The organism is Streptomyces sp. NPDC023573, assembly GCF_055559735.1.
This window is the reverse complement of the sequence record NZ_JBVHKB010000004.1, coordinates 470184-495653: the sequence shown is the minus strand read 5'-3', so window position 1 is coordinate 495653 and position 25470 is coordinate 470184. Positions and strand designations below refer to the sequence as shown.

The 25470-nt window shown below is 69.9% G+C and carries 22 protein-coding genes and 1 tRNA gene; 10 read left to right on the top strand and 13 right to left on the bottom strand.

Annotated elements, in window-relative coordinates:
- Positions 1–31: 31 nt before the first annotated feature.
- Positions 32–1066, top strand: a complete 1035-nt coding sequence (bagA, locus tag ACZ32T_RS16145) for an ATPase BagA (RefSeq protein ID WP_467269640.1) — start codon at positions 32–34, stop codon at positions 1064–1066.
- Entirely contained in the window at positions 1063–2535 is a 1473-nt protein-coding gene (gene bagB, locus ACZ32T_RS16140) for an ATPase BagB (RefSeq protein WP_467269638.1), read from the top strand. Before bagA ends, bagB begins: the two co-directional genes overlap by 4 nt.
- 49 nt (positions 2536–2584) lie before the next feature.
- Here the strand turns inward: bagB and ACZ32T_RS16135 are convergent, their stop codons facing one another.
- A complete protein-coding gene (locus tag ACZ32T_RS16135; RefSeq protein ID WP_382987128.1) occupies positions 2585–2962 on the bottom strand; it encodes a WhiB family transcriptional regulator in 378 nt (125 codons plus the stop codon).
- 398 nt (positions 2963–3360) lie between these two features.
- Here ACZ32T_RS16135 and ACZ32T_RS16130 point away from each other — a divergent pair, with 398 nt between their 5' ends.
- The gene (locus ACZ32T_RS16130) at positions 3361–5595 is read left to right on the top strand and encodes a transglycosylase domain-containing protein (protein ID WP_467269635.1); all 2235 of its coding nucleotides are present in this window, start codon (positions 3361–3363) and stop codon (positions 5593–5595) included.
- A gap of 79 nt (positions 5596–5674) precedes the next feature.
- On the opposite strand, the gene ACZ32T_RS16125 is transcribed toward ACZ32T_RS16130, so the two are convergent.
- Positions 5675–6139: a GatB/YqeY domain-containing protein gene (locus ACZ32T_RS16125; RefSeq protein WP_467367362.1), complete on the bottom strand. Its 465-nt coding sequence runs from the start codon at positions 6137–6139 to the stop codon at positions 5675–5677.
- A 79-nt stretch (positions 6140–6218) separates the two neighbouring features.
- On the opposite strand from ACZ32T_RS16125, the gene ACZ32T_RS16120 reads away from it, so the two are divergent.
- Together ACZ32T_RS16120 and ACZ32T_RS16115 are read left to right on the top strand one after the other, a co-directional pair.
- The gene (locus ACZ32T_RS16120) at positions 6219–7157 is read left to right on the top strand and encodes a metallophosphoesterase (RefSeq protein WP_467269631.1); all 939 of its coding nucleotides are present in this window, start codon (positions 6219–6221) and stop codon (positions 7155–7157) included.
- Between the two features lie 90 nt (positions 7158–7247).
- A tRNA-Pro gene (locus ACZ32T_RS16115) sits at positions 7248–7321 on the top strand.
- A gap of 211 nt (positions 7322–7532) precedes the next feature.
- Here the strand turns inward: ACZ32T_RS16115 and ACZ32T_RS16110 are convergent.
- From ACZ32T_RS16110 to ACZ32T_RS16095, 4 genes are all read right to left on the bottom strand, one after another.
- Positions 7533–8675, bottom strand: a complete 1143-nt coding sequence (locus tag ACZ32T_RS16110) for a 4-oxalomesaconate tautomerase (protein ID WP_467367360.1) — start codon at positions 8673–8675, stop codon at positions 7533–7535.
- Positions 8672–9379: a 4-carboxy-4-hydroxy-2-oxoadipate aldolase/oxaloacetate decarboxylase gene (locus tag ACZ32T_RS16105; RefSeq protein ID WP_467269627.1), complete on the bottom strand. Its 708-nt coding sequence runs from the start codon at positions 9377–9379 to the stop codon at positions 8672–8674. The genes ACZ32T_RS16110 and ACZ32T_RS16105 overlap by 4 nt, the downstream gene beginning before the upstream one ends.
- 121 nt (positions 9380–9500) lie before the next feature.
- On the bottom strand, positions 9501–10151 hold the full coding sequence (locus ACZ32T_RS16100) for a GntR family transcriptional regulator (protein ID WP_467367358.1): 651 nt from the start codon (positions 10149–10151) through the stop codon (positions 9501–9503).
- Positions 10152–10386: 235 nt separating this feature from the next.
- Positions 10387–10947, bottom strand: coding sequence for an NAD(P)H-dependent oxidoreductase (locus tag ACZ32T_RS16095; protein ID WP_467269625.1), 561 nt, complete (start codon positions 10945–10947; stop codon positions 10387–10389).
- A 116-nt stretch (positions 10948–11063) separates the two neighbouring features.
- Here ACZ32T_RS16095 and ACZ32T_RS16090 point away from each other — a divergent pair, with 116 nt between their 5' ends.
- Positions 11064–11717 (top strand): TetR/AcrR family transcriptional regulator, encoded by a 654-nt coding sequence (locus ACZ32T_RS16090; protein WP_467269623.1) that lies wholly within the window; start codon positions 11064–11066, stop codon positions 11715–11717.
- On the opposite strand, the gene ACZ32T_RS16085 is transcribed toward ACZ32T_RS16090, so the two are convergent.
- Positions 11692–12936 carry a damage-control phosphatase ARMT1 family protein gene (locus ACZ32T_RS16085; protein ID WP_467269622.1) on the bottom strand — a complete coding sequence of 415 codons (1245 nt, stop codon included), beginning with the start codon at positions 12934–12936 and terminating at the stop codon, positions 11692–11694. The genes ACZ32T_RS16090 and ACZ32T_RS16085 overlap by 26 nt on opposite strands.
- A 178-nt stretch (positions 12937–13114) precedes the next feature.
- Between ACZ32T_RS16085 and htpG the strand changes: the two genes are divergently transcribed.
- The gene (gene htpG / locus ACZ32T_RS16080; RefSeq protein WP_467367356.1) at positions 13115–15028 is read left to right on the top strand and encodes a molecular chaperone HtpG; all 1914 of its coding nucleotides are present in this window, start codon (positions 13115–13117) and stop codon (positions 15026–15028) included.
- Between the two features lie 395 nt (positions 15029–15423).
- Positions 15424–16218, top strand: coding sequence for an SGNH/GDSL hydrolase family protein (locus ACZ32T_RS16075; protein WP_467269620.1), 795 nt, complete (start codon positions 15424–15426; stop codon positions 16216–16218).
- Between the two features lie 117 nt (positions 16219–16335).
- On the opposite strand, the gene ACZ32T_RS16070 is transcribed toward ACZ32T_RS16075, so the two are convergent.
- Together ACZ32T_RS16070 and ACZ32T_RS16065 are read right to left on the bottom strand one after the other, a co-directional pair.
- Positions 16336–16755 carry a nuclear transport factor 2 family protein gene (locus tag ACZ32T_RS16070; protein WP_467269619.1) on the bottom strand — a complete coding sequence of 140 codons (420 nt, stop codon included), beginning with the start codon at positions 16753–16755 and terminating at the stop codon, positions 16336–16338.
- A 51-nt stretch (positions 16756–16806) separates the two neighbouring features.
- Positions 16807–17643, bottom strand: a complete 837-nt coding sequence (locus ACZ32T_RS16065) for a class I SAM-dependent methyltransferase (RefSeq protein ID WP_467367353.1) — start codon at positions 17641–17643, stop codon at positions 16807–16809.
- Between the two features lie 90 nt (positions 17644–17733).
- Between ACZ32T_RS16065 and ACZ32T_RS16060 the strand changes: the two genes are divergently transcribed.
- Positions 17734–19575, top strand: a complete 1842-nt coding sequence (locus ACZ32T_RS16060; RefSeq protein ID WP_467367351.1) for a S9 family peptidase — start codon at positions 17734–17736, stop codon at positions 19573–19575.
- Positions 19576–19637: 62 nt separating this feature from the next.
- Entirely contained in the window at positions 19638–20420 is a 783-nt protein-coding gene (locus ACZ32T_RS16055; RefSeq protein ID WP_467367349.1) for an SURF1 family protein, read from the top strand.
- 283 nt (positions 20421–20703) lie between these two features.
- Here ACZ32T_RS16055 and ACZ32T_RS16050 read toward each other — a convergent pair whose 3' ends face one another.
- The 4 genes from ACZ32T_RS16050 to ACZ32T_RS16035 form a co-directional block, all read right to left on the bottom strand.
- Entirely contained in the window at positions 20704–22080 is a 1377-nt protein-coding gene (locus ACZ32T_RS16050; protein WP_467367347.1) for a hypothetical protein, read from the bottom strand.
- On the bottom strand, positions 22077–22652 hold the full coding sequence (locus ACZ32T_RS16045; RefSeq protein WP_099173480.1) for a SigE family RNA polymerase sigma factor: 576 nt from the start codon (positions 22650–22652) through the stop codon (positions 22077–22079). Before ACZ32T_RS16045 ends, ACZ32T_RS16050 begins: the two co-directional genes overlap by 4 nt.
- Positions 22653–23011: 359 nt before the next feature.
- Complete coding sequence (locus tag ACZ32T_RS16040; protein ID WP_467269610.1) at positions 23012–24076, bottom strand: aspartate-semialdehyde dehydrogenase; 1065 nt, start codon at positions 24074–24076, stop codon at positions 23012–23014.
- On the bottom strand, positions 24073–25344 hold the full coding sequence (locus ACZ32T_RS16035) for an aspartate kinase (RefSeq protein ID WP_467269608.1): 1272 nt from the start codon (positions 25342–25344) through the stop codon (positions 24073–24075). The genes ACZ32T_RS16040 and ACZ32T_RS16035 overlap by 4 nt, the downstream gene beginning before the upstream one ends.
- Between the last annotated feature and the right edge of the window lie 126 nt (positions 25345–25470).

Genomic DNA, 25470 nt, shown 5'->3' with positions numbered 1-25470 from the left:
GCCTGCCTGCCGACTGGTTAGGCTCGAAGACGTGAGCAGGTTCCAGGTCGTCAGCGGCAAGGGCGGGACCGGTAAGACCACGGTCGCCGCCGCACTCGCGCTCGCCCTCGCGACCGAGGGCAGGCGCACGCTCCTCGTCGAGGTCGAGGGCAGGCAGGGCATCGCCCAGCTCTTCGAGTCCGAGCCACTCCCCTACGAGGAACGCAGGATCGCCGTGGCGCCCGGCGGCGGGGAGGTCCACGCGCTGGCGATCGACGCCGAGCGCGCGCTCCTGGACTACCTCCAGATGTTCTACAAGCTGGGCAGCGCGGGCCGGGCGCTGAAGAAGCTCGGCGCGATCGACTTCGCCACCACCATCGCCCCGGGGGTCCGCGACGTCCTGCTGACCGGCAAGGCCTGCGAGGCCGTACGCCGTAAGGACAAGCAGGGCAGGTTCGTCTACGACTACGTGATCATGGACGCACCCCCCACCGGCCGGATCACGCGCTTCCTCAACGTGAACGACGAAGTGGCCGGGCTGGCGCGGATCGGCCCCATACACAATCAGGCGCAGGCCGTGATGCGGGTCCTGAAGTCCCCCGAGACCGCGGTCCACCTGGTGACGCTCCTGGAGGAGATGCCGGTCCAGGAGACGGCGGACGGCATCGCCGAGCTGCGCGCCGCCGAACTGCCCGTGGGCAGGGTCGTCGTGAACATGGTGCGCCCCCACCTGCTGGACGAGGACGCGCTGCGTACGGCCTCGGGCGGCCGTCGCAAGGAGATCGCCAAGACACTCACCCGGGCCGGCGTGACGGGTTCCGCCGGACTGGTGCGACCGCTCGTCGCGCAGGCCGCCGAGCACGCCCAGCGCGTCGGTCTGGAGCGTGAGCAGCGCGCGGTGCTGTCCGGGCTGGGACTGCCCATGGCCGAGCTCCCGCTGATGGGCGAGGGAGTGAGCCCCTCAGCGCTGCACGAACTGGCGGCGGAGTTCCGCAAGCAGGGCATGGGCGACGACACCGCGGACGCGGCGGAGCAGAGAGCCCGGGGCGGGAAGCGACGCGGATCCGGAGAAGGGCTGAGGTCATGACGCTGGGCACGGACACCGCACCGGGGCTGGAGACCGACGCGCTCCTGGACGACCCGGAGATCCGCATCGTCGTGTGCTGCGGGTCCGGGGGCGTGGGCAAGACCACGACCGCGGCGGCTCTCGGCGTACGGGCGGCCGAGCGCGGGCGCAAGGTCGTCGTCCTCACCATCGACCCGGCCCGCCGGCTCGCCCAGTCCATGGGCATCGACCGGCTGGACAACATCCCGCGCCAGGTCGAGGACATCGAAGGCGAGGGCGAGCTGCACGCCATGATGCTCGACATGAAGCGCACCTTCGACGAGACCGTCGAGGCGCACACGGACGCCGAGCGGGCGCGCGCGATCCTGGAGAACCCCTTCTACCAGTCCCTGTCGGCCGGGTTCGCGGGCACGCAGGAGTACATGGCCATGGAGAAGCTCGGCCAGCTGCGGGCGCGCGACGAGTGGGACCTGATCATCGTCGACACCCCGCCGTCCCGCTCCGCGCTGGACTTCCTGGACGCGCCGAAACGTCTCGGCTCCTTCCTGGACGGGAAGTTCATCCGGCTCCTGATCGCTCCGGCCAAGATCGGCGGGCGTGCCGGGATGAAGTTCCTCAACGTCGGGATGTCGATGATGACGGGGACGCTCGGCAAGCTGCTCGGCGGACAGTTCCTCCGCGACGTACAGACCTTCGTCGCCGCGATGGACTCCATGTTCGGCGGGTTCCGTACCCGGGCCGATGCGACGTACAAGCTCCTCCAGGCCCCCGGCACCGCGTTCCTCGTGGTCGCGACGCCGGAGCGGGACGCTCTGCGCGAGGCCGCGTACTTCGTCGAACGGCTGGCCGCGGAGGAGATGCCGCTGGCCGGCCTTGTCCTCAACCGGGTGCACGGAAGCGAGGCCGCACGGCTCTCCTCGGAACAGGCGCTGACAGCCGCAGAAAATCTTGAAGGCGTCGGCATTGTGGATCAGACGGCCGGGAAGGCTGGCCTTGGTGATGTGGACCCTGTGTCCGCCACCTCTCCCGAAGCCCCGGAGCCGCTCTCCCCCGAGCGCAGCAACGAGCACGCCCCGTACGAGCCGTCACAGCAGGAGCCGCCCCAGCACGAACGGACGACGCGTCCACCTGAGCCCGAGCCTCACGGCCGTGGCCGGAAGTCGCCTGACCCGTCCGGACCAGCCGCTGACCCAGAACTCACGAAAACAGAACCCGCGCCCACAGAAGCAGACAGGTACGGCACGCCCGCCACGGACGTCGAGGTGACCATCGAGCAGCTGACCGCAGGTCTGTTGCGGTTGCACGCCGAGCGGATGCACGTCGTCGCACGCGAACAGCACACCCGGGACCACTTCAGCGCGCTTCACCCCGAGGTGCCGGTGGCCGAGGTGGCCGCGCTGCCCGGTGACGTCCACGACCTCTCAGGCCTCAGGGCCATCGGGGAACTGCTCGCGACCGGTTCCGCTTCCGCACCGGCCGGAGCTGTCTAGGACCACCACCGGGCGTGCCAAGGGGCAGTCCGTGCGGCACCGCCCGCACTCACCCCACAGCGGCGAACGTCTCGTGCAGTTCGTCGTCGTGCAGACCGTCGTCATGCAGGTCGTCGTCCAGACCCACCGCTGCCGGCAGCATGCCCGTGGACCGCTCGTACTCACTGCGCGCGGTCTCCAGCAGGCGGCGCCAGGACGTGACGGTGGGCCTTCGGCGCAGCAGTGCGCGGCGCTCCCGCTCCGTCATTCCGCCCCACACGCCGAACTCGACGCGATTGTCCAGCGCATCGGCCAGGCACTCGGTCCGCACCGGGCAACCGGTGCACACCGCCTTGGCCCTGTTCTGCGCTGCCCCTTGTACGAACAATTCATCCGGATCGGTAGTGCGGCAGGCTGCCTGCGCACTCCAGTCGGTTACCCAGCCCATGCCGGCGCCGTCCTCTCCCGAATCGAGGCTCCCCCACGGCGGTAGCGGCATATTCACCGCTGCCAGTTGAGGACGTTACGGAAGGCGGGGACAGCACAACACCCCCTTCGGGCCCAATCTTGAATGGTCCGAACGGACTATGCGTACGCGGCAGATCACCCAGGGGAGTGACGGGAGGACATGCGCGACCTTCCCGGCAGAACCCGGACAGAAACCCCAAGTCGCAACGGACATTCAGTGACGCATGAGGCGAATTCGGGGGCGCCTCGGCAGGTGGCTGAATTCCGTTGAGGGGTGTGCAAGGGGGTTGATGCACGACCGGACTGCTGTGACAGTTGAGAGCAGCTTAGGCCAAGGCCTATACGCGTGTCCGGCGAATGAGAACGTAGGCTGCCCCCATGCCAAAGAAGCGCTCAGGCGGGGGTCTGACGACGACCCAGCAGGCCGCCAAGTTCCTCGGTGTCGCCGCGCTCTCCGGAGCTGTCCTGGCCGGCATCGCACTGCCGGCCGCCGGCGCACTCGGGCTCGCCGCCAAGGGGACGGTCGAGGGATTCGACGAGATCCCTTCCAACCTCAAGACTCCGCCGCTGAGCCAGCGGACCACGATCCTGGACAACGAGGGCGGTGCGATCGCCACCGTGTACTCGCGTGACCGCACCGTCGTCCCGCTCAAGGACATCTCGCCGTACATGCAGGACGCGATCATCGCGATCGAGGACTCGCGCTTCTACGAGCACGGCGCGGTGGACCTCAAGGGCATCCTGCGCGCGATGAACCGCAACGTGCAGGAGGGCGGTGCCGCCCAGGGCGCCTCGACGCTCACCCAGCAGTACGTGAAGAACGTCTTCGTCGAGGAGGCCGGTGACGACCCGGACAAGGTCGCCGAGGCCACGCAGCAGACCCTGGGCCGCAAGGTCCGGGAGCTGAAGTACGCGATCCAGGTCGAGGAAGAGCTCGGCAAGAAGAAGATCCTGGAGAACTACCTCAACATCACTTTCTTCGGCCAGCAGGCCTACGGGGTCGAGGCGGCTTCCCAGCGCTACTTCTCCAAGCACGCCAAGGACCTGAAGGTGGAGGAGGCCGCGATGCTGGCCGGCCTCGTCCAGTCGCCGACCCGCTACGACCCGGTCAACGACACGGAAGAGGCGACCAAGCGGCGCAACACCGTGCTGCAGCGCATGGCCGCCGTCGGAAGCATCTCGGAGGCCGAGGCCCAGAAGGCCATCGCCAGTCCCCTCGAGCTGAAGGTCAGCAGGCCGAAGAACGGCTGCATCACCGCTGTGAGCGGTGCCGGGTTCTTCTGCGACTACGTACGCAAGACGATCCTGACGGACCCGGCCTTCGGGAAGACCGACGAGGAGCGCGCCAAGCTCTGGAACCTCGGCGGGCTGACCATCAGGACCACGCTGTCGCCGCGCGCGCAGCAGGCCGCCAACGAGGCCGCGACCTCGAAGGTCAACAAGGACGACAAGGTCGCCGCCTCGGTGGTCCAGGTCGAGCCCGGCACGGGAAAGATCCTCTCGATGGGCCAGTCCAGGCCGTACGGGCTGGACCAGAACAACAGCGAGACGGTCCTCAACCTCGCGGTCAGCAACAAGATGGGCGGCAGCACCTACGGCTTCCAGGTCGGTTCGACCTTCAAGCCGATCACCGCGGCGGCCGCCCTGGAGAAGGGCGTCAGCCCGGCGCAGAGCTTCGACACGCCGTGGAAGACCTCCCTGCCGCTGGACACCTACAAGCGGTGTGACGGCGGCCCCGCCGGCGGCGGTGAATGGTCCGTACAGAACGAGATGGAGTCCGAGAAGGGCGCCTACGACATGACGGAGGCCCTCGGCAAGTCCATCAACACGTACTTCGCGTTGCTGGAGCAGAAGGCCGGCCTGTGCGAGACCCTCACGATGGCCAAGAAGGTCGGCTACCAGCGCGGTAACGGCGAGCCGCTCACGGAGAACCCGTCCATCACGCTCGGCACAACGGAGAGCACCCCGCTCGCCATGGCCACCGCGTACGCCGCGTTCGCGAACCGCGGCACCTTCTGTACGCCGATCGCCATCAAGTCCATCACGGACGCCAACGGCAAGAAGCTGGAAGTTCCCAAGTCGGCCTGCTCGCGTGCGATGAGTGAGAAGACCGCCGACACGATCAACCAGATGCTCAAGGGCGTGATCGCGGACGGCACCGGCCAGCAGGCCGGCCTCAGCGACCGCGACAACGCGGGCAAGACGGGTACGACCGAGAACCGCGTGGACGCCTGGTTCGTCGGCTACACGCCGAACCTGTCCACGGCGGTGTGGGTCGGTGCCGACATCGGCAAGAAGGTACCGATGTACGACATCACCATCGGCGGCCAGTACTACGACAAGGTCTGCGGCGGCTGTCTCCCCGGTCCCATCTGGAAGACCGCGATGACCGGTGCGCTGAACGCCTCCGAGACCCCGTCCTTCAGCCCGGTCGAGGTGCCGCGCGCCAAGGAGAAGGAGAAGGACGAGAAGAAGGACAAGGGCCGCGGCGAGGACAACGACGGCGGCAACGACAACGACAAGCCCGGTGCCGACCCCATCGGCGGCATCACCCTGCCGCCCGGCATCATCGGCGGGAACCACGGCGGCGGGCGCGGCGGCAACGGTCCCTGACCGTTCGGATCGCGCGACGACGTGATGACGGAGGAGGGGCGCCCCGAGCCGGGGGCGCCCCTCCTTTCGCGTCCGTCTCTCAGCCCGCGAGCAGCCTCTTCACCGTTGCGGCGACCCGGCCTCCGTCGGCCAGCCCGGCCACCTTCGGGTTGACGATCTTCATGACGGCGCCCATGGCCCGGGGCCCCTCGGCGCCGGCGCTCCTCGCCTCCTGGACGGCCTGCGCGACGATCACGTCCAGCTCGTCGTCGGAGAGCTGCTTCGGCAGGTACGCGTCGAGCAGCTCGCCCTCGGCCTTCTCCCGTTCTGCCTGCTCCGTCCGGCCGCCCTGCGCGAAGGCCTCGGCTGCCTCACGGCGCTTCTTCGCCTCCTTGGCGATCACCTTCTGCACCTCGTCGTCGGAGAGCTCGCGCGACGTCTTGCCGCTGACCTCTTCCTTGGTGATCGCGGTCAGGGTGAGCCGGAGGGTGGACGAGGTGAGCTCGTCACGCGCCTTCATGGCCGTGGTGAGGTCTTCCTTGAGCTTGGACTTGAGCGTGGTCATGCGGCGATTGTGACAGGTACGGGGCACTTGCCGCCCGCCTGTTTTCGTCCCACCACGCCGTTTCTGCGACGATGGCCCCATGCGCGCACGCTACGGAGTACCCCTGAAAGCAACGGCAGTCGGCGCAGCAGTCGGCGCCGCCGGCCTCGTCTACGCGGCCGGATTCGAGGCACGCTCGTTCCGCCTCCGCCGGATCGCGATTCCCGTACTCCCCCACGGGGCACGCCCGTTGCGCGTGCTGCAGGTCTCCGACATCCACATGGTGAGCGGCCAGCGCAAGAAGCGCGCCTGGCTGCAGACACTGGCGGGCCTCCGCCCCGACTTCGTCGTCAACACCGGCGACAACCTCTCCGACCCGGAGGCCGTGCCGGAGCTGCTCGACGCGCTCGGACCGCTGATGGAGTTCCCTGGGGTCTACGTCTTCGGCTCCAACGACTACTACGGCCCGAAGCTCCGTAACCCCGTCCGCTACCTCCTGGAGAAGACGCAGGGCAAGCACGGGCTCAACGGGAACGCACCGGCGGTCGGTGTCGTCCACAACCCGTGGGAGCCGATGCGGGACGCCTTCGACGAGGCGGGCTGGCTGAACCTCTCCAACACCCGGGGCCGGATCAAGGCCGACGGGCTGGAAATCGCGTTCACGGGCCTGGACGACCCCCACATCAAGCGGGACCGTTACGCCGAGGTCGCCGGCGGTCCCGAGACGGGCGCGGACCTGTCGATCGGCGTCGTTCACGCCCCGTACCTGCGCTCCCTGGACGCATTCACGGCGGACGGCTACCCGCTGATCCTGGCCGGCCACACCCACGGCGGCCAGCTCTGCATCCCCTTCTACGGTGCCCTCGTCACCAACTGCGACCTGGACACGGACCGGGTGAAGGGTCTCTCCGGCCACACGGTCGGCGAGCGGCGCGCCTACCTCCACGTCTCCGCGGGCTGCGGCACGAACCGCTACACCCCGGTCCGCTTCGCCTGCCCGCCCGAGGCGACCCTGCTGACGCTGACGCCGCGCGACTGAGGCGCCCCGCCCTGCACACAAAAACCGGATTTCGCCTCCGGGCGCCGGTGGGCTAAAGTAATCGATGTCGCCGGGACAATCGGTGGACATCGGGGTGTAGCGCAGCTTGGCAGCGCGCTTCGTTCGGGACGAAGAGGTCGTGGGTTCAAATCCCGCCACCCCGACAGCTGAAACACCAGGTCAAAGGCCAGGTCCTTCACTCAGGACCTGGCCTTTGTCGTGTTCGGAGGGCCGGGCGGGCCGGTGGTTCAGCTCGCCGCGGCCGCGAGGACGGTGAAGCCCGTGGTGGTCGCACCGCCGGCGAGGAGCCGGCCACCGGCTCCTCGCCGGCGGTGCGAAGGGCGGTGCGGGGCAGGCCCGGCTTCTCGGCGGCGGTCAGCACGAGACTGTGGTGTTCCTAGTCGTCGAAGGCGCGCAGGTAGAAAGTGCGGGGGATGAGGGAGCTGTCCGCTCGGGCCGTGGGAAGACCGTGCCGTCGAAGATCTTCCGCGCGGTACGCACCACGGCGGTGCGCCTGACGGCAGGGCCGCCGTCCGCGTCCGTGCCGACACCGGCCTCGATGTCGATGAACCCGGTGGGGTGCTCGATGCGCAGCCGGTCGCCGTCCGGGGGGAGCCGGGCGATGTCCTCGGCGACGCTGCCGGAGACGCGCAGGCCCGCCGCGACGCCGGCGGCGCCGAGGACGCCGATGGAGGTGTGGCAGCGGTGCGGGATGAACGTACGGGTCGTCACCGCACCGTCCTGAGCGGGCGGGGCCAGCAGACTGAGCTTGGGCACCGTCGTGTCGTGTACGTCGCCGAGGCCCATCAGGAGGCCCGCTTCGAGGCGGATCCGCTCGAGGCGCTCGCGCAGGGCGTCGTTCCCCTCGAGCTCCCCCGGCGTCTCGTAGCCCGTGATGTCCAGGGTGTGTGCCGGGATGAGGACGGTCGGCATGCCGTTGTCGACGCAGGTCACCGGTGTACCGGCGATCACTTCGCGCGCCCGGCCGGTGGGCAGCAGCGGGCCGCCGCCCTGCTCGAACTCGATCACCACCGGTGCGGCGGTCCCGGGCACCCCGGAGACCCGGGCCGCACCGGTGTAGTCGACGCGCCCGCCGGGGGTGGGAAAGGACGCCGTGGCCAGGTCACCGGTGTTGACCATGCGGATGCGCACGGACGTCTGCCCTTCCCGGGCGGCGACAAGGCCCCGTTCCACGGCGAAGGGGCCGACCCCGGCGAGCAGATTGCCGCAGTTCTGCCGGTCCGACACCTCAGCGGTGTCCACGGCCACCTGCAGGAAGAGGTAGTCCACATCGATGTCCGGGTCCTCCGGTACGGAGATGACCGCGACCTTGCTCGTGAGCGGGTGCGCACCGCCGAGGCCGTCGATCTGCCGTGGGTCCGGGCTGCCCATGATCCGCAGCAGCAGCTCGTCGCGGGCAGCCGGCGCCCGCGGCAGGTCGTCCGCCAGGAAGTAGGCCCCCTTGGACGTACCGCCCCGCATCAGGAGGCAGCGGACCTCCGCCGGTCCGCCGGTCACGCCCCGGCCTCCCTCGCGTGGTCCTCGTACGGGGTGTAGCGCACGCCGAGAGCTTCGAGCTTCTCACGCAGTCCGTAGCGGTCCAGCCCGAGTTCGCCCTCCAGGAAGGCGGCGCGTGCCTTGGCCTCCTTGGCCTCCCGCGCCTCGGACGCCTCGGCGGTCTCGCGGACGCGTTCCCGGGGCACGGCCACCACACCGTCGTCGTCGGCGACGATGACGTCACCCGGGCGGATCACCTGGCCCCCGACGACGACCGGGACGTTGACGGAACCACCGGTGGCCTTCACCGTGCCCTGGGCGGACACGGCCTTCGCCCACGCGGCGAAGCCCATGTCCCGCAGCTCCTGGGTGTCGCGGATGCCCGCGTTGATCACCAGCCCGCGTACCCCACGCCGTTGCAGCGCGGTGGCGAACAGCTCTCCGAACATGCCGTCGGTGGACGGGGACGTGGTGGTGACGACGAGGACGTCGCCCTCGCCGCACTGCTCCACCGCCGCATGGATCATGAGGTTGTCGCCCGGCCAGCTGAGCACGGTGACCGCGCTGCCCACGATCCGTACGCCCTGTTGCACGGGGCGCAGTTCGGGTCCGAGCAGGCCGGTGCGGCCCATCGCCTCGCTCACGGTGGCGACGCCGTACGGTGCGAGCGCCTCGATGTCCCGCGCGTCCGCCCTCGGCGGTCCGGTGACGACGATGCCGCTCATGCCGGCGACCCCGTGGTCCGCGCCGTCTCGGTCTTCATGGCTGAACTCTCCTTGCTGGACAGGGCGTCGGCCCACCAGCGCGGCGCGCCGTGCGCGCAGTGCGTCGATCAGGCGCCGCGCGTCAGCCGCGCAGTGCCTCGATCACGCTCGCCAGGTGGGAGCGGACGGCCGCTTCGGCCGCCTGCGGCTCCCTGGCCCTGATCGCGTCGATCATGGCCAGGTGTTCACTCAGGGACTGCTGCGGGCGTCCGGGCCTCAGGGCGAGCTGGAACCTGTGGCGCACCAGCTGGCCGTTCAGCCGTTCCAGGAGCGACACGGCCGCCCGCTGGCCGGAGAACTTCCTGACCATGGCGTGGAGCTCATGATTCAGGTCGGAGTAGAGCATCGGCTCACCGTCGACGACGGACTTGGTCATGGCCTCGCCGACCGCCGTGAGCCGGTCGAGCTGCTCGGCGTCGGCCGCGACGGCCGCCTTGGCCGCACAGAGCCCCTCCAGGGCCATGCGGCACTCCGTGATGGCGACGGCTTCGTCGACGCTCACCACCCGAACCCGTGATCCGCGGTTACGGATCCGCTCGACCAGGCCCTCCGACTCCAGCTCGGTCAACGCCGCTCGGACGCCGGCCCGCGTCACACCGAACCGCTCGGCGAGTTCGATCTCCACCAGCCGCTGGGCCGGTGCCATCTCGCCGCGCAGAATCGCCTGCCGCAGGTGGGTCAGGGCCAGCTGTCTGGCCTGCTCCCCGCTGATCGGACCGGCTTGTCTCGACATCGCTGCCCCCTGAGTGAGTGCCTGTCGAACCTAAAACCAGAGGAACAGGATTGTCAACGATCCCGTTTGCGATATTGACGGAGATGCTGGGGCGGGACCGGCGGGAGAGCACTCCCGTAACGACTCATGGGCCCGGTTCCCTCTCGCTGTGAGAGGGAACCGGGCCCATGGAAGTCATGCGGGCGGCACGCCGGCGGCGGTGCGGCGTGCTCGGCGCGCCGGCGTCAGCGGCAGATCAGGCAGCGGCTGCCGTGGCACCCTCGGCGACCTGACGGAGCACCTCGGTCAGCGAGGTGACGACCTCGGCGTCGTCCGCCGGGTGGAGCTCGGCGAAGCGCGTCACGGAGCCGGGGATGGAGAGCTTGGCGTCCGCCAGGACCGCTCCGCCCGCGAGACCGGCCGCCTTGCGGGCCTCGTCCTGGGCCCACACGCCACCGAACTGGCCGAAGGCGGTGCCGACCACGGCGACCGGCTTGCCGGTCATGGCTCCGGCGCCGTACGGGCGGGACAGCCAGTCGATGGCGTTCTTCAGGACCGCCGGCATGGTGCCGTTGTACTCGGGCGAGAACAGGAGGAACGCGTCGGACCGGCCGGCCGCCTCGCGCAGCTGGGCGGCGGCAGCCGGAACGCTGCCCTCGACGTCGATGTCCTCGTTGTAGAAGGGGACGTCCACGAGGCCCTCGTACAGCTCGACCTCGGCGCCCTCGGGCGCGTGCTTGACGGCCGCCTCGGCGAGCTGGCGGTTGTGGGAACCGGCGCGGAGGCTGCCGACGAGGGCGAGGATGCGTACAGACATGGGGGAGCTCCCGGGAGACGGATACTGCAGAAGTAAGCGGACCGTGGTCCGTTTAAAGTTGTACCACCTAAACGGACCGTGGTCCACTTCCGTCCGTCCGGGGCTACCCTGAAGCCATGACCGCTCCCCTGCCCCCGCTGCCCGGGCCGCCCGACACCGGCGAGGCGCGGACGAATCTCACGCTCGCCGGAGTGGGCGAACCCGAGATGCTGCGGGCGGACGCGGCGCGCAACCGGGCGCTCCTGCTGGACGCGGCCTCACGCCTCCTGGCTCACTGCGGGGTGGCGAACCTCACCATGGAATCGGTCGCGGCAGCCGCCGGAGTCGGCAAGGGCACGGTCTTCCGGCGCTTCAAGGACCGCACCGGCCTGCTCATCGCGCTCCTGGACCACCGCGAGGCCCTGCTGCAGGCCGCCTTCCTCTCCGGGCCGCCCCCCATGGGCCCGGACGCCCCCGCGGCCGAGCGGCTGCACGCCTTCGGCCCTGCCCTGATGCGTCACGAGCGCGATCACCACGAGCTGATCCTGGCCTCCCGCACCGACCCCCTGCGCACCTACGAGGTCCCCGCGCAGCGGCTGAGGATCAGCCATGTCACCCTGCTCCTGCGCCAGGCACATGCGGCGGGGGAGCCGGAGCTCCTCGCGCACACGCTGCTCGGGTCGATCGACACGCCCCTCGTCCACCATCTGACCTGTGAACGCGGCATCGGCGTCGACAAGCTGGAACGGGGCTGGCACGAGCTCCTCAGCCGTTACGGGGTGGCGCGCTGAGGGCGGTGCCACGGGGCCGCGACCGCACCTGGACCAGGGCGTGCGTACCGCTCGTACGCCACTCCCGGCCGGAGCGGTCCAGGCTCTCCTGGGTCCGCGGATCCAGGCCCACGACGACGTCGGACTTCAGCGTACGCAGCGCGGCGACGGCACTCGGGAAGTACGCCGTGAGGTCGGCGAACGGCGTGGTCGCCGGCCACAGCCGGTCGCCCACCAGGCGTCGGTAGTTGAGGTCGCCCTTCAGGATCGTCAGCGTGGCCGCGCCGAACTCCGACCGGAGCTCCTGGGGCATCCGGTCGTACGGGAACGGGGAGCAGAAGAACGGGTGCGTACGCACCTCGATCCGGCCGGTCCCCATGGCCTCCCAGACCCGGACGCCGATCGCTCCCGCCTCACCGGGGGCGCTGTTCAGCCGGCGCAGGCAGTCGACGACATCGGCCGTCATGGCGTCGGAGACGTAATACGGGGCGGGCTTCACATGGAGCACCACCCGGTCGGCGTGGCCGTGTCGGAGAAGGTGGTCGACGAGAACGAGGTCGGGGATCAGCTCGCGCCCGGTGTTGTCCGCGATGACGGCGACGGTCGCCGGGGACCCGACGGGCAGGAGCGCCCACAGCGCCGCACTGTCGTCGGCGACCAGAGCGGGGTCGGTCTCGCCGGGGGTGGACCCACCGGTCGGGCCGCGGAAGCCGAGATCGGCTCGGTTCCCCCAGAGCGAGGCCTGGAGCAGGGCCGCCGCCCGCTCGGTGGCGGGGGCACCGGCGAGGTCGTCCAGCGATCGGAGTTCCTCCTCGACCGTGGAACCGCGCAGTTCCGCGCGCTTGAAGGAGGCGAAGGGGTCGACGCCCTGCCACGGCCCCTCGTCGAAGTAGCCGACGGCTCCCAGGAGCCTGCGGTAGAAATAGCTCTCGCCCCAGAGGAACGGGGCGTCGAACCACGGACGTCCGAAGTGCTCCCGCCCCCGCCCCAGCCAGAGCTCACGGTCCGGGCTGCCGGGACCGAGCGGTTCGACGACCCCGTGGACGATCTCGTGGAGCAGGGCGTCGAGGGCGCGGTGCTGCTGGGGGCCGTACGGGAAGGCCTCGCGCACCTGCTCGATCAGGGCCGGGTGGCGCTCGGCCATGACGCTCCGGGCGAAGCTGCCGGGCTCCCTGCAGGTGATCACAGGGGGGAGGCCGAGGTCTCCTACGGCCCGGGAAGTCGCTCGCGTATCGCCCATGCACCCAGTCTGCCCTGCCGACGGAAGCCGCTCCTCCCCCGACGGTGAGCGCGTCCACCGTCCGCCCCCGCGACCGGCGGTCAACGCCCGTGGCGGAACCGGCACATGGAGCACCCGGGGCCTGGTTACGATATGGAACGGCTCAGACGACTTACCCCAGGAAAGGGAACCCGCACCCATGCCGGCCGAGACATTCGAGTTTCAGGTAGAAGCTCGCCAGCTCCTGCAGATGATGATCCATTCGATTTACTCGAACAAGGATGTATTCCTGCGTGAGCTCATTTCCAATTGTTCGGACGCGCTGGACAAGCTGCGGCTCGAATCTCTCCGTGACGACACGCTCCAGGTGGACACGTCCGACCTGCATATCGCCATCGAGGCCGACCAGGAGACGCGCACTCTGACCGTGCGCGACAACGGTATCGGGATGTCGCACGACGAGGTCGTGCAGCTGATCGGGACGATCGCGAACTCCGGTACGGCGAAATTCCTCCAGGAATTGAAGGAAGCCAAGGACGCCACCGCTTCCGAGGAACTCATCGGGCAGTTCGGTGTCGGGTTCTATTCGAGCTTCATGGTCGCCGACGAGGTCACCCTGGTGACTCGGCGCGCGGGCGAGGAAACGGGCACACGCTGGCAGTCCGGCGGCGAGGGCACCTACACCGTCGAGTCCGTCGACGACGCGCCGCAGGGCACCTCGGTCACGCTGCGGCTCAAGCCCGAGGACGCCGAGGACAAGCTCTTCGACTACACCTCGCCCTGGAAGCTCAGGGAAATCGTCAAGCGCTACTCGGACTTCATCACCTGGCCCATCCGCATGGCGGCGGTTGCGGGCGAGGAGGGAGCGGAGCCCGGGACCGAGACGGTCAACTCGATGAAGGCCCTGTGGGCCCGGTCGAAGGATTCCGTGACCGATGAGGAGTACAGCGAGCTGTACAAGCACATCAGTCACGACTGGACGGATCCGCTCGAAACCATCCGCATGCAGGCGGAGGGAACCTTCGAATACCAGGCTCTGCTCTTCCTGCCGTCCCACGCGCCGCAGGACCTGTTCATGCAGGACCACAAGCGTGGAGTCCAGCTCTACGTGAAGCGCGTATTCATCATGGATGACTGCGAAGCGCTGATGCCGACGTATCTCCGCTTCGTGAAGGGCGTGGTCGACGCACAGGACCTTTCGCTCAACGTGTCGCGCGAGATCCTCCAGCAGGACCGCCAGATCGAGATGATGCGGCGCCGTCTGGTCAAGAAGGTGCTCTCGACGGTGAAGGACATGAGGTCCGACGCCCCTGAGAAGTACGAGACGTTCTGGAAGGAGTTCGGCCGGGTCCTCAAGGAGGGGCTGTTCCAGGACTTCGAGAACCGCGACGCGATCCTGGAGATCTCCTCGTTCGCCTCCACCCAGGACGAGGAGGGGCTGACCACTCTGCGCTCGTACGTCGAGCGGATGAAGGAGGGCCAGGAGCAGATCTACTACATGACGGGTGAGTCCCGTGCGGCCATGGAGAGCTCGCCGCACATGGAGGCCTTCCGCGCCAAGGGCTTCGAGGTCCTGCTGCTGACCGAACCTGTCGACGAGGTCTGGGTCCAGTCCGTTCCCGAGTTCGACGGCAAGCCGCTCCAGTCCATCTCCAAGGGCGAGGTCGACCTCGACACCGACGAGGAGAAGAAGGAGGTCGAGGCCGAGCGGGAGAAGCAGCAGCAGGACTACGCCGGTCTGCTGACCTGGATGACCGAGCAGCTCGGTGACACCGTGAAGGAGGTACGTCTCTCCTCGCGGCTCACCGTCTCGCCGGCCTGCATCGTCTCGGACACGCACGATGTCACCCCGGCGCTGGAGAACATGTACCGCGCCATGGGCCAGGAGGTGCCGCAGATCAAGCGCATCCTCGAACTCAACCCCTCGCACGCGCTGATCAGCGGGCTGAACAAGGCGTACGCCGAGCAGAGCGGCGAGGAGGGCACCCGCACCGAACTGGCCGAGACCGCCGAGCTGGTCCACGGCCTCGCGCTTCTCTCGGACGGCGGGGAGCTGAGTGACCCCTCGCGCTTCAGCAGGCTGATGGCGGACCGTCTGGAGCGCACGCTCTAGTCCACGGACCGTCCCCGACCCACTGCGGCCGCCAGGATTCCTGGCGGCCGCAGTCGTGTGCCGGGCGAGCATGTGGGGTGCTGGACGAGCGTGCGGCGCGAGAGCGGTTGTGAAGGGTGAGCGACGGCGCGAAGCGGCTGACGTTCGAACAGGTGGCGGTCCCCCGAAGGTGACTCAGAGGAGTCGTGCCGGGTGTCGGAGAGACCCACAACTTCACTCTTTCGACGACCCGTTGAAGGTTTATCTACGCGCGGAGCGTCGACGACCGAACGATCCTTCGGGCATATCAGACGACTTTCCCCGCGGCCATTACCGCCGAGTACCGGGAGCTGCTACAAACGTGCACGCCCCACGAACTCCCCACTCGTCCCCCACATTTCGAAGGGCTGGCAGCCATGTCAGTACGAACCTTCCGGGCGTCCCTCACCACCCTCGCGATCGCAGCCGTGGCCGCACTCGGCCTGGCGCAACCGGCATCCGCCGCAGGCGACAACTACGTCGCCCTCGGTGACTCCTACTCCTCCGGCGTCGGCGCCGGGAGCTACACCTCCGAGAGCGGTGACTGCAAACGCAGCACCAACGCGTACCCCTTCCTGTGGAAGAACGCGAACGCCCCGTCGTCGTTCACGTTCGTCGCCTGCTCGGGTGCGACGACGGCCTCCGTGTCCAGCGGTCAGCTGGGCGCGCTGAGTTCGTCGACCACGCTCGTCAGCCTCACCGCCGGCGGCAACGACGTCGGATTCGCGGACGTCATGCAGACCTGCGTCCTGCAGAGCGAGGCCGCCTGCGTGTCCCGGGTGAACACAGCGGTCTCCCAGATGGAGAACGCGCTGCCCGGCAGGCTCGACTCCCTCTACGCGGGCATCCGTTCACGGGCGCCGCAGGCCCATGTGGTGGTCCTGGGCTACCCGCGCTTCTACAAGCTGTCGGGCACCTGCGTCGCGGGCCTCACGGAGACCGAGCGCGGGGCCATCAACAACGCGTCGGACGTACTGAACGGGGTGCTCGCCAAGCGGGCGGCCGACGCGGGGTTCACGTATTCGAGTGTGGTGGACGAATTCACCGGGCACGAACTCTGCTCGGGTGACGCGTGGATCCACAGCGTGTCCATCCCGGTCACCAACTCGTACCACCCGAAGGCCATCGGACAGTCGAACGGCTACCTTCCGGCCTTCGACTCCGTGGCGTAGCGCGCGTGGAGCGGGACCGCCCGGCACACCCCGGGCGGGTCCGCCACACGCCGGGCGGGTCCGCCGCCGAGGTCGCGCCGCCCGGCGGGCGGGCCGGGCGCTCGCTGCGCTCCGGGCTCAGTACCGCTCGACCAGGTGCTCCCGGCCGGCCGGGAGCTCGTAGGGCTCGGGCCAGAAGTCCGTCACCCCGGAGATCCTGCCGTCCGCGTCGAACGTGAAGAAGTGAATGGCGTGCGTCTCGTCCGGCCCCACGGTGACGAGCGTCCGGACAGCGGCCTGCCGGCCTTCCCCGTCGGCCACTGTCCGCTCGATCCGGACGTGCCGGTCCCCCGGGTACTCCCGGTTGAACCGGACGAAGCGCTCCTTGCCGAGGATGCGCTCACGGCTCTGCGGCAGTTCGTACACCACGTCGTCGGCGAGGGTGGCGGCGAACGCCCCCCAGTCGCGGGCCTCCGCCGTGGCCCAGTACATCTCGACAGCGGCTCGCACCTCGGCCGTGCCCCACGCCTCGCCCGGCCTGTCAGCCATATCGGTCATGCCCCCGAGTGTGGACCCCGCCACCGACAGTCGGCCGCGGCGCGGCTCCGGTCAGCCGCCGACCGGCCGGGACGCCTTGACCGAGTACATCATCGGGATGCGCGGACGGTCGGCGGGGAAGCGGTAGTAGCCGTCCGAATGCCGCACCAGCGCCGGGTAGCGGGCGAAGAGCGAGGCATCGTGCTCGTGCAGGAACTCGATCCGCAGCCCGGCCGCCGCCAGCGCCGAGACGACCTCGCCCACGGGGTGCGGCCACTCGACGCTGCGGTTGTGGACGGTGGCGGCATCCAAGTCGGCGTACGTGCCCGGCGACTCCTCCACCCAGGGATCGCGACTGAAGTAGTCGTACGCGATCGTCGAGCCGGTTTCGTCGTCCAGGCAGTCGGTCAGCGGGTGGAACTCCGCCAGGTAGAGGAACCCTCCGGGTGCGACCAGTGACGATACGACCTCCGCCCAACGGCCGACGTCCGGGAGCCAGTTCAGGGCTCCGATGCCGGTGTAGACGATGTCGTACGCGGAATCCGGGACGGCCTGCGCGGCGTCGTACACGTCGGACGCGACGAACGTAGCCCGCTCCGGTGTCAGACCCAGCGAGCGGGCCAGGTCACGGGCGGTCTCGACGGCGGGTTCGGAGAAGTCGAGGCCCACGACCTGGGCGGCGCCGTGGCGCGCCCACGAGAGGGTGTCGAGGCCGATGTGGCACTGCAGGTGCAGCAGGGTTCGGCCGGTCACGTCACCGACCTCCGCGAGCTCGAACCCGCGGAGAGCGTCCTTCCCCGCCCGGAAGGCCTCCAGGTCGTAGAAGTCACTGGCCGCGTGGATGGCCACGCGCTCGTCCCAGCGTGCGCGGTTGGCCTCGTGCCAGTCGTCGGGCGTCGGTGCGTACATGCCGTGAAAGTTACCCACAGGCCGGTGGTGCGTGCGAGCGGTTATCCACAGGCCCCCCGGCATCGTGGTCACATCGGGTTGGATGGGGTCATGAGCGACACACAGAACGACGCATCCGTGCCGGAGCGGGAGCAGGAACCGCCGCAGTGGGAGCAGCGTTTCCGCGCTGCGCGGGTGTCCCTGCCCGACTGGGCCGAGGACGCCCCCGACCGCGCGCTCTTCGTCTCCAACGCCACCGGCACGTACGAGCTGTACGCGTGGGACCGCGCGACCGGGAAGCAGCGCCAGGTCACGGACCGGCCCAACGGGACGACCGACGGTGTGCTGACGCCGGACGGCCAGGCCGTCTGGTGGTTCGCCGACACCGACGGCGACGAGTTCGGGGTGTGGATGCGGCAGCCCTTCGACGGCGGTGCGGACGAGGAGGCCACGCCCGGTCTCGAACCCTCCTACCCGGCCGGGCTCGCGATCGGCCGCGACGGCACAGCGGTGGTCGGCCGCTCGACCGACGAGGACGGGACGACCGTTCATCTGGTGCGGTCCGGGGCGGAGCCGGTCGAGATCTACCGGCACCGGGAGTCCGCCGGGGTGGGTGACCTCTCCCACGACGGGACGCTGATCGCCCTGGAACACACGGAGCACGGCGACGCGATGCACTCGGCGCTGCGGGTGGTGCGCCCCGACGGTTCGACGGTCGCCGAGCTGGACGACACCGAGGGCGGCACGAAGGAGCTCGGCCTGTCGGTGCTGGGCTTCGCCCCGGTGGCGGGTGACACCCGGCTGCTGGTCGGGCACCAGCGGCGTGGGCGCTGGGAGCCGATGATCTGGGACCCGGTCGCGGGCACGCAGACGGACCTGCCGGTCGATCTGCCCGGTGACGCGGGCGCCGAGTGGTATCCGGACGGGTCCGCGCTGCTGATCGAGCACGACTTCGAGGCGCGCAGCGAGCTGTGGCGGTTCGAGCCGGGCGCCGCCGGGCCGGTGCGGGTCGAGACACCCGCCGGGACGGTGTCGGGCGCCACCGCCCGCCCGGACGGCTCGGTGGAGTATCTGTGGTCGTCGGCTGCCCAGCCGCCCGCGGTGCGGTCCACGACGGGCTCCGTTGTCCTCGACCCGCCGGGTGCGAAGGCCCCGGCCTCGGTGCCGGTGCGGGACGCCTGGGTGGACGGCCCAGGGGGCCGCGTCCACGCCCTGGTGCAGACCCCCGCCGGTGACGGCCCGTTCCCCACGGTCTTCGAGATACACGGCGGGCCCACCTGGCACGACAGCGACGCCTTCGCGTCGGGTCCAGCGGCGTGGGTGGACCACGGCTTCGCGGTGGTGCGGGTCAACTACCGCGGGTCGACGGGATACGGGCGCGCGTGGACGGACGCGCTCAAGCACCGGGTCGGGCTGATCGAGCTGGAGGATGTGGCGGCCGTCCGGGACTGGGCGGTGACGTCGGGACTCGCGGACCCGGAGCGGCTGGTGCTGGCCGGTGGCTCGTGGGGCGGCTATCTGACCCTGCTCGGGCTGGGGACGCAGCCGGACGCCTGGGCCCTCGGGCTGGCCGCTGTCCCGGTCGCCGATTACGTCACCGCCTACCACGACGAGATGGAAGCGCTGAAGGCGATGGACCGCACCCTGCTGGGCGGGACCCCGGAGGAGGTGCCCGAGCGCTTCGAGGCCTCGTCCCCGCTGACCTATGTGGACGCCGTGCGCGCCCCGGTCTACATCTCGGCCGGTGTTAACGACCCGCGCTGCCCGATCCGCCAGGTGGAGAACTACGTGGACCGTCTCGCGGCCCGCGGCGCGGTCCACGAGGTCTACCGCTACGACGCGGGACACGGCTCACTCGTCGTGGAGGAGCGGATCAAGCAGGTGCGGCTGGAGCTGGACTTCGCCCTCCGCCACCTCGGGCGGGGACGGGAGGGGAAGGAACCGACCGCATAAGGTCCGGATAAATGGTGCACCCCGCTCCGGCGGCCCGGAGCGGGGAACCGTACCTTGGAGGGGTGTACCGGTTCCTGCTGACCCCGCGGTGGTGGGGGATCAACCTCTTCGTCGTGCTGGCCATCCCGTTCTGCGTCTTCATGGGCACATGGCAGCTCGGCCGTTTCGAGGACCGTGTGCAGTCGCACGAGGAAGCCGAGGAGCGCCCCGATCCGGGCACCCGCTCCCCGGCACCGCTCGACGAACTGCTCCCCGTCAGCACGGACACGTCCGGCCGCCCGGCTGTGGCGAAGGGGACGTACGCCGATCAGTTCCTGGTCCCCGGACGTGAGCTGGACGACCGCAACGGCTTCTACGTGCTGGATCTGCTGCGCACCGACAGCGGCAAGGCCCTGCCCGTCGTGCGGGGCTGGCTGGCCGGCAGTCCCGGCAGCACCGAGGTGCCCGAGGCCCCGGCCGGCGAGGTCACCGTGACCGGCGATCTGCAGGCCTCCGAGAACAGCGGCACCACCGGGGTCGACCTCAGCGGCGGGCTCCCCGAGGGCCAGCTCGGCATGATCAGCGCGGCGTCCCTCGTCAACGTCGTGCCGTACGACGTCTACGACGCGTGGGTGACGCTGCCCGGGCCGGAGGCGGGTGGCACGGATGACGGTGGCCTGAAGCCCGTTCCCGCGGCGGCGGCCCAGGGCAGCGGGCTCGATCTGAAGGCTTTCCAGAATCTCGGCTACACCGGCGAGTGGTTCGTCTTCGGCGGCTTCGTGCTCTTCATGTGGTTCCGGCTGATGCGTCGCGAGGCGGAAGCCGCCCGCGACATAGAGCTGGGGCTCGCGGCCGACGCCGACTGACGCGTGACCGGGGCCGGGGCCGGCCGGGCCGAAAACCCGCCGGGAGCCCGAGAGGGTCCTGGCGGGCCCCTGCCCGTATCAGTCGAAGTCCTCACGCTCGCCGAGGGCGTGTTCTCGCTCTCGCCGAGGGCGTGTTCTCGCTCTCGCCGAGGGCGTGTCTCGGCGGCGTCGTGTCAGCGCCCTGCGCCAAGGGCTCGCGCCCGGAGCGCCCGGACCGTGCCGTGCTTGACCCGGCCAGGGCCCTTCGACCGGGTCGTGCCCGGGACGGCCCGGGCGAGCGGGCTCAGGACGCGTCCAGTACGCCCGTGCGGTAGATGGTGCCGGCGCACGCGTTGGCGATCGTGGTCTCCGCCGTCGGCGCGCCTGCCTCCGGGGTGTGGGTGACCGCGATGCTGCCGTCCGCCGGCCCCTCGTCCGCGCTGCCGAACTGCGCTGCCGTGTCCGTCGTCCCGGTGTCGCTCCCCGTCGTGCCCTCGCCGCCGCCTCCGCCACCGTCCGTGGGCGTCGGGCTGGGCGATCCGCCGGTGGTCGGGCAGGTGTCCGACGGCACCCACGCGAAGCGCACCTCGTACGTCATCGCCGGCTTCAGGAGTACGGCCCCCGGCTCCAGCGAGGGATCGGGCAGACCGGCCGCCGGGTCGCCCGCGGTGTGCTGCACCACGGTGATCTTCAGCGGGTCGGCGGCGCCCGCCGCCTGGAATCCGACGGTGCCGTTGGTGGTGACCGAGCAGGAATCGCCGGAGACGTTGGCGATCTTGAAGGTTCCGTACACGGTGCCGTCCGAGCCGGGCGCGCCCGCGTCCGCGGAGGCCACACCGAGCTGGTCGGGCGCGCAGGCCGTGGCCGCTGCCACACCGGCACCCGGGGGATCGTCCCGGCCCTCGGACCCGCTGCTCTCGGCGCCCGGGTCCGCCCCCCGCGACGGAGCCGCGGAGTTCCCCGTCTCGCCCTCGGCACCCTCGCTCCGGCGGTCCTCGGGCCCCGCCGTCCTTCCGCCGTCGGCCTCGGCGCCCGCGTCCTCGCCGCTGCCTCCCTGCGCCTGCTCGCCGTGGCCGGCGATGGCGGGGCTGGCGGTGGTCGAGCCGTCCGAATTCGCCACGTGGACGAATGCGGGAACCGCCGTGCCGATCAGTAGCGCCGCTGCCGCCGCGCCCACCACGCCCTGGCGCCGCCTGGCGCGCCGGGCGGGCACCGCGCGATGCAGATGGTCGAGGGTGCCGTCGGAGGGCTCCAGGCCTTGGACGGCGCCCCGCAACATGCGGCGCAGCGCGACCTCGTCCATACCCTCTCCACTGGAACCGCCGGAACCGCCGGAACCGCCGGAACCGCCGACAGAGGTACCGCCGCCCTGGCCGCCCCCGCCGCCGAAGAGTGCGGTCAGCGTGCCGCCCTCGCCGGACCCGGCGTCAGGGCCGTCCTCGTCACGGCCGTCCGCGCCGTGACCGTCCGAGCCGTGACCGTCCGAGCCGTCGTGACCCTCCAGGCCACTGCCGCCCGCCTCCGGCGCGGTGGTCCCTGAGGCGGCTTCGGCGCCGTCGACCGCGTCCTGCTTCCGTTCACCGTCCGGCTCCGGATCGGTGTTCGGGATGCTTTCCGGCCCGTGGTTCACAATTCCGTTTCCAGTCCGGTCATCGTCGTGCCTGTGCTCGGGCCCGCTCATGCCTGCGCCTCCATCACCACGCGCAGTGCCGCAATGCCCCGGGAACCGTACGCCTTCACCGAACCGAGTGATATCCCCAGTGTCTCGGCGACCTGGGCCTCCGTCATGTCCGAGAAGTAGCGCAGCACCAGCACCTCGCGCTGGCGGCGCTGCAGCCCCTTCATGGCCTTGATCAGCGCGTCCCGCTCCAGTTGGTCGTACGCGCCCTCCTCCGCGCTCGCCATGTCGGGCATCGGCTTGGAGAGGAGCTTCAGCCCGAGGATGCGCCGGCGCAGCGCCGAGCGCGACAGGTTGACCACGGTCTGGCGCAGGTACGCCAGCGTCTTCTCCGGATCGCGCACCCGGTTCCGCGCCGAGTGCACCCGGATGAAGGCCTCCTGCACGACGTCCTCGCAGGACGCGGTGTCGTCCAGCAGGAGCGCCGCGAGGCCCAGCAGCGAGCGGTAGTGGGCGCGATAGGTCTCGGTCAGATGGTCGACCGTCGTTCCTGCCGCCACCGTCTCCTCAGCGCCCTCGCGCTGCGAGGGCAGCCGGGTGGAGCGCGCGGCGGGCATGGGCGCGATCACCGGCATGCCGCCGGCCGCGCGGGGCCTCCGGAGCTGACGCGCCGGAGCGCCTCGCAACGGGCCCACCACTGTGATGTCGAGAACCTCTGCCACGCCAGTTGGACACGCTTCCCCCCGTCAGGGTTGTACGCGTACGGCACCGCGTTCGATGCTGTGCGACATGCCCTCATTCGTACCTGCTCTTCCCCAAATGCCCCGAAAACGCATCCAGCCACGCAAGAAGTGACGACAGAGACGCGTAGCGCCCGCCTAGCGGTTGCGGAGGGCGAGGAGATCATCGTCGGATATGACAACGCCCCAGCTCAAGAGATTCAGACCAGCAAGTTGCCCACAGGGCGCACACGGATCCTACAAAACAGGTTCGATCAGGTACGGGAAAATTCGCCTGCCACCGATTCGGCGATCTGGGCCACGTTGAGAGCCGCGCCTTTTCGGAGATTATCGCCGCAGATGAACATCTCGACGGCGCGCGGATCGTCCATCGACTGGCGCACCCGGCCCACCCAGGTCGGGTCGGTGCCCACCACATCGGACGGCGTGGGGAAGTCACCGGCCGCCGGGCTGTCGAAGAGCACCACCCCGGGCGCGGTCGCCAGGACCTCGTGCGCCCTGGCCACGGCCACCTCGTTCTCGAAGCGGGCGTGCACGGACATGGAGTGCGTCGTGACGACGGGCACGTACACACAGGTCGCCGTGACCTCGAGGTCCGGCAGTCCCAGGACCTTCCGGCACTCCTCGCGGATCGCCAGCTCCTCGGACGACCAGCCGTCCCCGGCATCCGTCCCGGCCCAGGGCACCACGTTCAGCGCCACCGGAGCGGCGAAGGGGCTCTTCTCACCGTCGCCCAGGGCCCTCCGTACGTCACCGGGGCGGGTGCCCAGCTCCGTACCCGCCACCAGGGCCAGCTGCTCGCGGAGCACGGCGACTCCGTCCCGGCCCGCGCCGCTCACCGCCTGGTAGGACGAGACGATCAGCTCGCGCAGCCCGAATTCGGCGTGCAGCGCGCCGACCGCGACGATCAGCGACAGTGTCGTGCAGTTCGGGGACGCGACGATGCCGCGCGGACGCAGCCGCGCGGCATGGGGGTTGATCTCGGGTACGACGAGGGGAACGTCGTCGTCCAGGCGGAAGGCGGCCGAGTCGTCCACGACCACCGCGCCCTTGGCTGCGGCCACCGGCCCCCACTGCGCGGACACCTCGTCCGGCACCAGGAACAGGGCGACGTCCACACCGTCGAACACGTCCTCGGTGAGCGCGAGGACCTCGGTCTCCTCGCCGCGTACGACCAGCTTGGTGCCGGCCGCACGCGGGGAGGCGATCAGTCTGACCTCGCCCCAGACGTCCTCGTGCTGCGAGAGGATCTGGAGCATGACGCCGCCGATCGCACCGGTCGCGCCGACGACCGCGAGCGAAGGGCGGCGTCCTGTCATCGGCCGGTGCCCCCGTAGACGACAGCCTCGTCGGAGTCGCTGTCGAGTCCGAAGGCGGTGTGCACGGCGCGCACGGCCTCGTTGACGTCGTCGACCCGGGTGACCACCGAGATGCGGATCTCGGACGTCGAGATCAGCTCGATGTTCACGCCGACGTCGGACAGCGCCTCGAAGAAGCCGGCGGTGACACCGGGATTGGTCTTCATGCCCGCGCCGACGAGGGAGATCTTGGCGATCTGGTCGTCGTAGCGCAGCGACTCGAACCCTATGCCGGCGCGGTTGCGCTCCAGGGCGTCGATGGCCTTGCGGCCCTCGGCCTTGGGCAGGGTGAACGTGATGTCCGTGAGCCCGGTCGAGGCGGCGGAGACGTTCTGCACCACCATGTCCATGTTGATCTCCGCGTCCGCGACGGCGCGGAAGATCGCTGCGGCCTCGCCCGGCTTGTCGGGAACCCCGACGACCGTGACCTTGGCCTCGGAGACGTCGTGGGCGACTCCGGAGATGATGGCGTGCTCCACCTGCTGGTCCCCTTGCGGCTCGTTGCTGACCCAGGTGCCGCGCAGTCCGGAGAAGGACGAGCGGACGTGGATCGGGATGTTGTAACGGCGTGCGTACTCCACGCAGCGGTGCAGCAGCACCTTGGAGCCGGACGCCGCCAGCTCCAGCATGTCCTCGAAGGAGATCCAGTCGATCTTCCGGGCCTTCTTCACGACCCGGGGGTCGGCGGTGAAGACACCGTCCACATCGGTGTAGATCTCACAGACCTCGGCGTCCAGCGCGGCGGCCAGCGCGACAGCGGTCGTGTCGGAACCACCGCGACCGAGGGTCGTGATGTTCTTGCCCTCCTGGCTGACGCCCTGGAACCCGGCGACGATGGCGATGTTGCCCTCGTCGATCGAGGTCCGGATGCGGCCGGGCGTGACATCGATGATGCGCGCTTTGTTGTGGACCGAGTCGGTGATGACACCGGCCTGGCTGCCCGTGAAGGACTGGGCCTCGTGGCCCAGGTTCTTGATCGCCATCGCCAGGAGGGCCATGGAGATCCGCTCCCCGGCCGTCAGCAGCATGTCGAACTCACGCCCGGCAGGCATCGGGGATACCTGCTCGGCGAGATCGATCAACTCGTCCGTCGTGTCGCCCATCGCGGACACCACGACAACCACCTGGTTGCCGTTCTTCTTGGCGTCCACGACTCGCTTGGCGACACGCTTGATGCCTTCGGCATCGGCTACGGAGGAGCCTCCGTACTTCTGCACGACAAGGCCCACGTGCGCTCCTCGCTCAATAATGGTGCGGTCGGCTCAGTTTAACGAGCAGTCCGGAATCAACCCGTCGGTACCGGATGGTGAGATGTCCCGCCCACCACCCGGAACGGCATGTCGCTCCGAACTGCT

Bases quoted from the DNA above. Each gene is read 5' to 3' on its own strand.
- bagB (WP_467269638.1), top strand. From the start codon at position 1,063: ATGACGCTGGGCACGGACACCGCACCGGGGCTGGAGACCGACGCGCTC.
- ACZ32T_RS16135 (WP_382987128.1), bottom strand. From the start codon at position 2,962: ATGGGCTGGGTAACCGACTGGAGTGCGCAGGCAGCCTGCCGCACTACC.
- ACZ32T_RS16130 (WP_467269635.1), top strand. From the start codon at position 3,361: ATGCCAAAGAAGCGCTCAGGCGGGGGTCTGACGACGACCCAGCAGGCC.
- ACZ32T_RS16125 (WP_467367362.1), bottom strand. From the start codon at position 6,139: ATGACCACGCTCAAGTCCAAGCTCAAGGAAGACCTCACCACGGCCATG.
- ACZ32T_RS16120 (WP_467269631.1), top strand. From the start codon at position 6,219: ATGCGCGCACGCTACGGAGTACCCCTGAAAGCAACGGCAGTCGGCGCA.
- ACZ32T_RS16105 (WP_467269627.1), bottom strand. From the start codon at position 9,379: ATGAGCGGCATCGTCGTCACCGGACCGCCGAGGGCGGACGCGCGGGAC.
- ACZ32T_RS16100 (WP_467367358.1), bottom strand. From the start codon at position 10,151: ATGTCGAGACAAGCCGGTCCGATCAGCGGGGAGCAGGCCAGACAGCTG.
- ACZ32T_RS16095 (WP_467269625.1), bottom strand. From the start codon at position 10,947: ATGTCTGTACGCATCCTCGCCCTCGTCGGCAGCCTCCGCGCCGGTTCC.
- ACZ32T_RS16090 (WP_467269623.1), top strand. From the start codon at position 11,064: ATGACCGCTCCCCTGCCCCCGCTGCCCGGGCCGCCCGACACCGGCGAG.
- ACZ32T_RS16085 (WP_467269622.1), bottom strand. From the start codon at position 12,936: ATGGGCGATACGCGAGCGACTTCCCGGGCCGTAGGAGACCTCGGCCTC.
- htpG (WP_467367356.1), top strand. From the start codon at position 13,115: ATGCCGGCCGAGACATTCGAGTTTCAGGTAGAAGCTCGCCAGCTCCTG.
- ACZ32T_RS16075 (WP_467269620.1), top strand. From the start codon at position 15,424: ATGTCAGTACGAACCTTCCGGGCGTCCCTCACCACCCTCGCGATCGCA.
- ACZ32T_RS16070 (WP_467269619.1), bottom strand. From the start codon at position 16,755: ATGACCGATATGGCTGACAGGCCGGGCGAGGCGTGGGGCACGGCCGAG.
- ACZ32T_RS16065 (WP_467367353.1), bottom strand. From the start codon at position 17,643: ATGTACGCACCGACGCCCGACGACTGGCACGAGGCCAACCGCGCACGC.
- ACZ32T_RS16060 (WP_467367351.1), top strand. From the start codon at position 17,734: ATGAGCGACACACAGAACGACGCATCCGTGCCGGAGCGGGAGCAGGAA.
- ACZ32T_RS16050 (WP_467367347.1), bottom strand. From the start codon at position 22,080: ATGAGCGGGCCCGAGCACAGGCACGACGATGACCGGACTGGAAACGGA.
- ACZ32T_RS16045 (WP_099173480.1), bottom strand. From the start codon at position 22,652: ATGCCGGTGATCGCGCCCATGCCCGCCGCGCGCTCCACCCGGCTGCCC.
- ACZ32T_RS16040 (WP_467269610.1), bottom strand. From the start codon at position 24,076: ATGACAGGACGCCGCCCTTCGCTCGCGGTCGTCGGCGCGACCGGTGCG.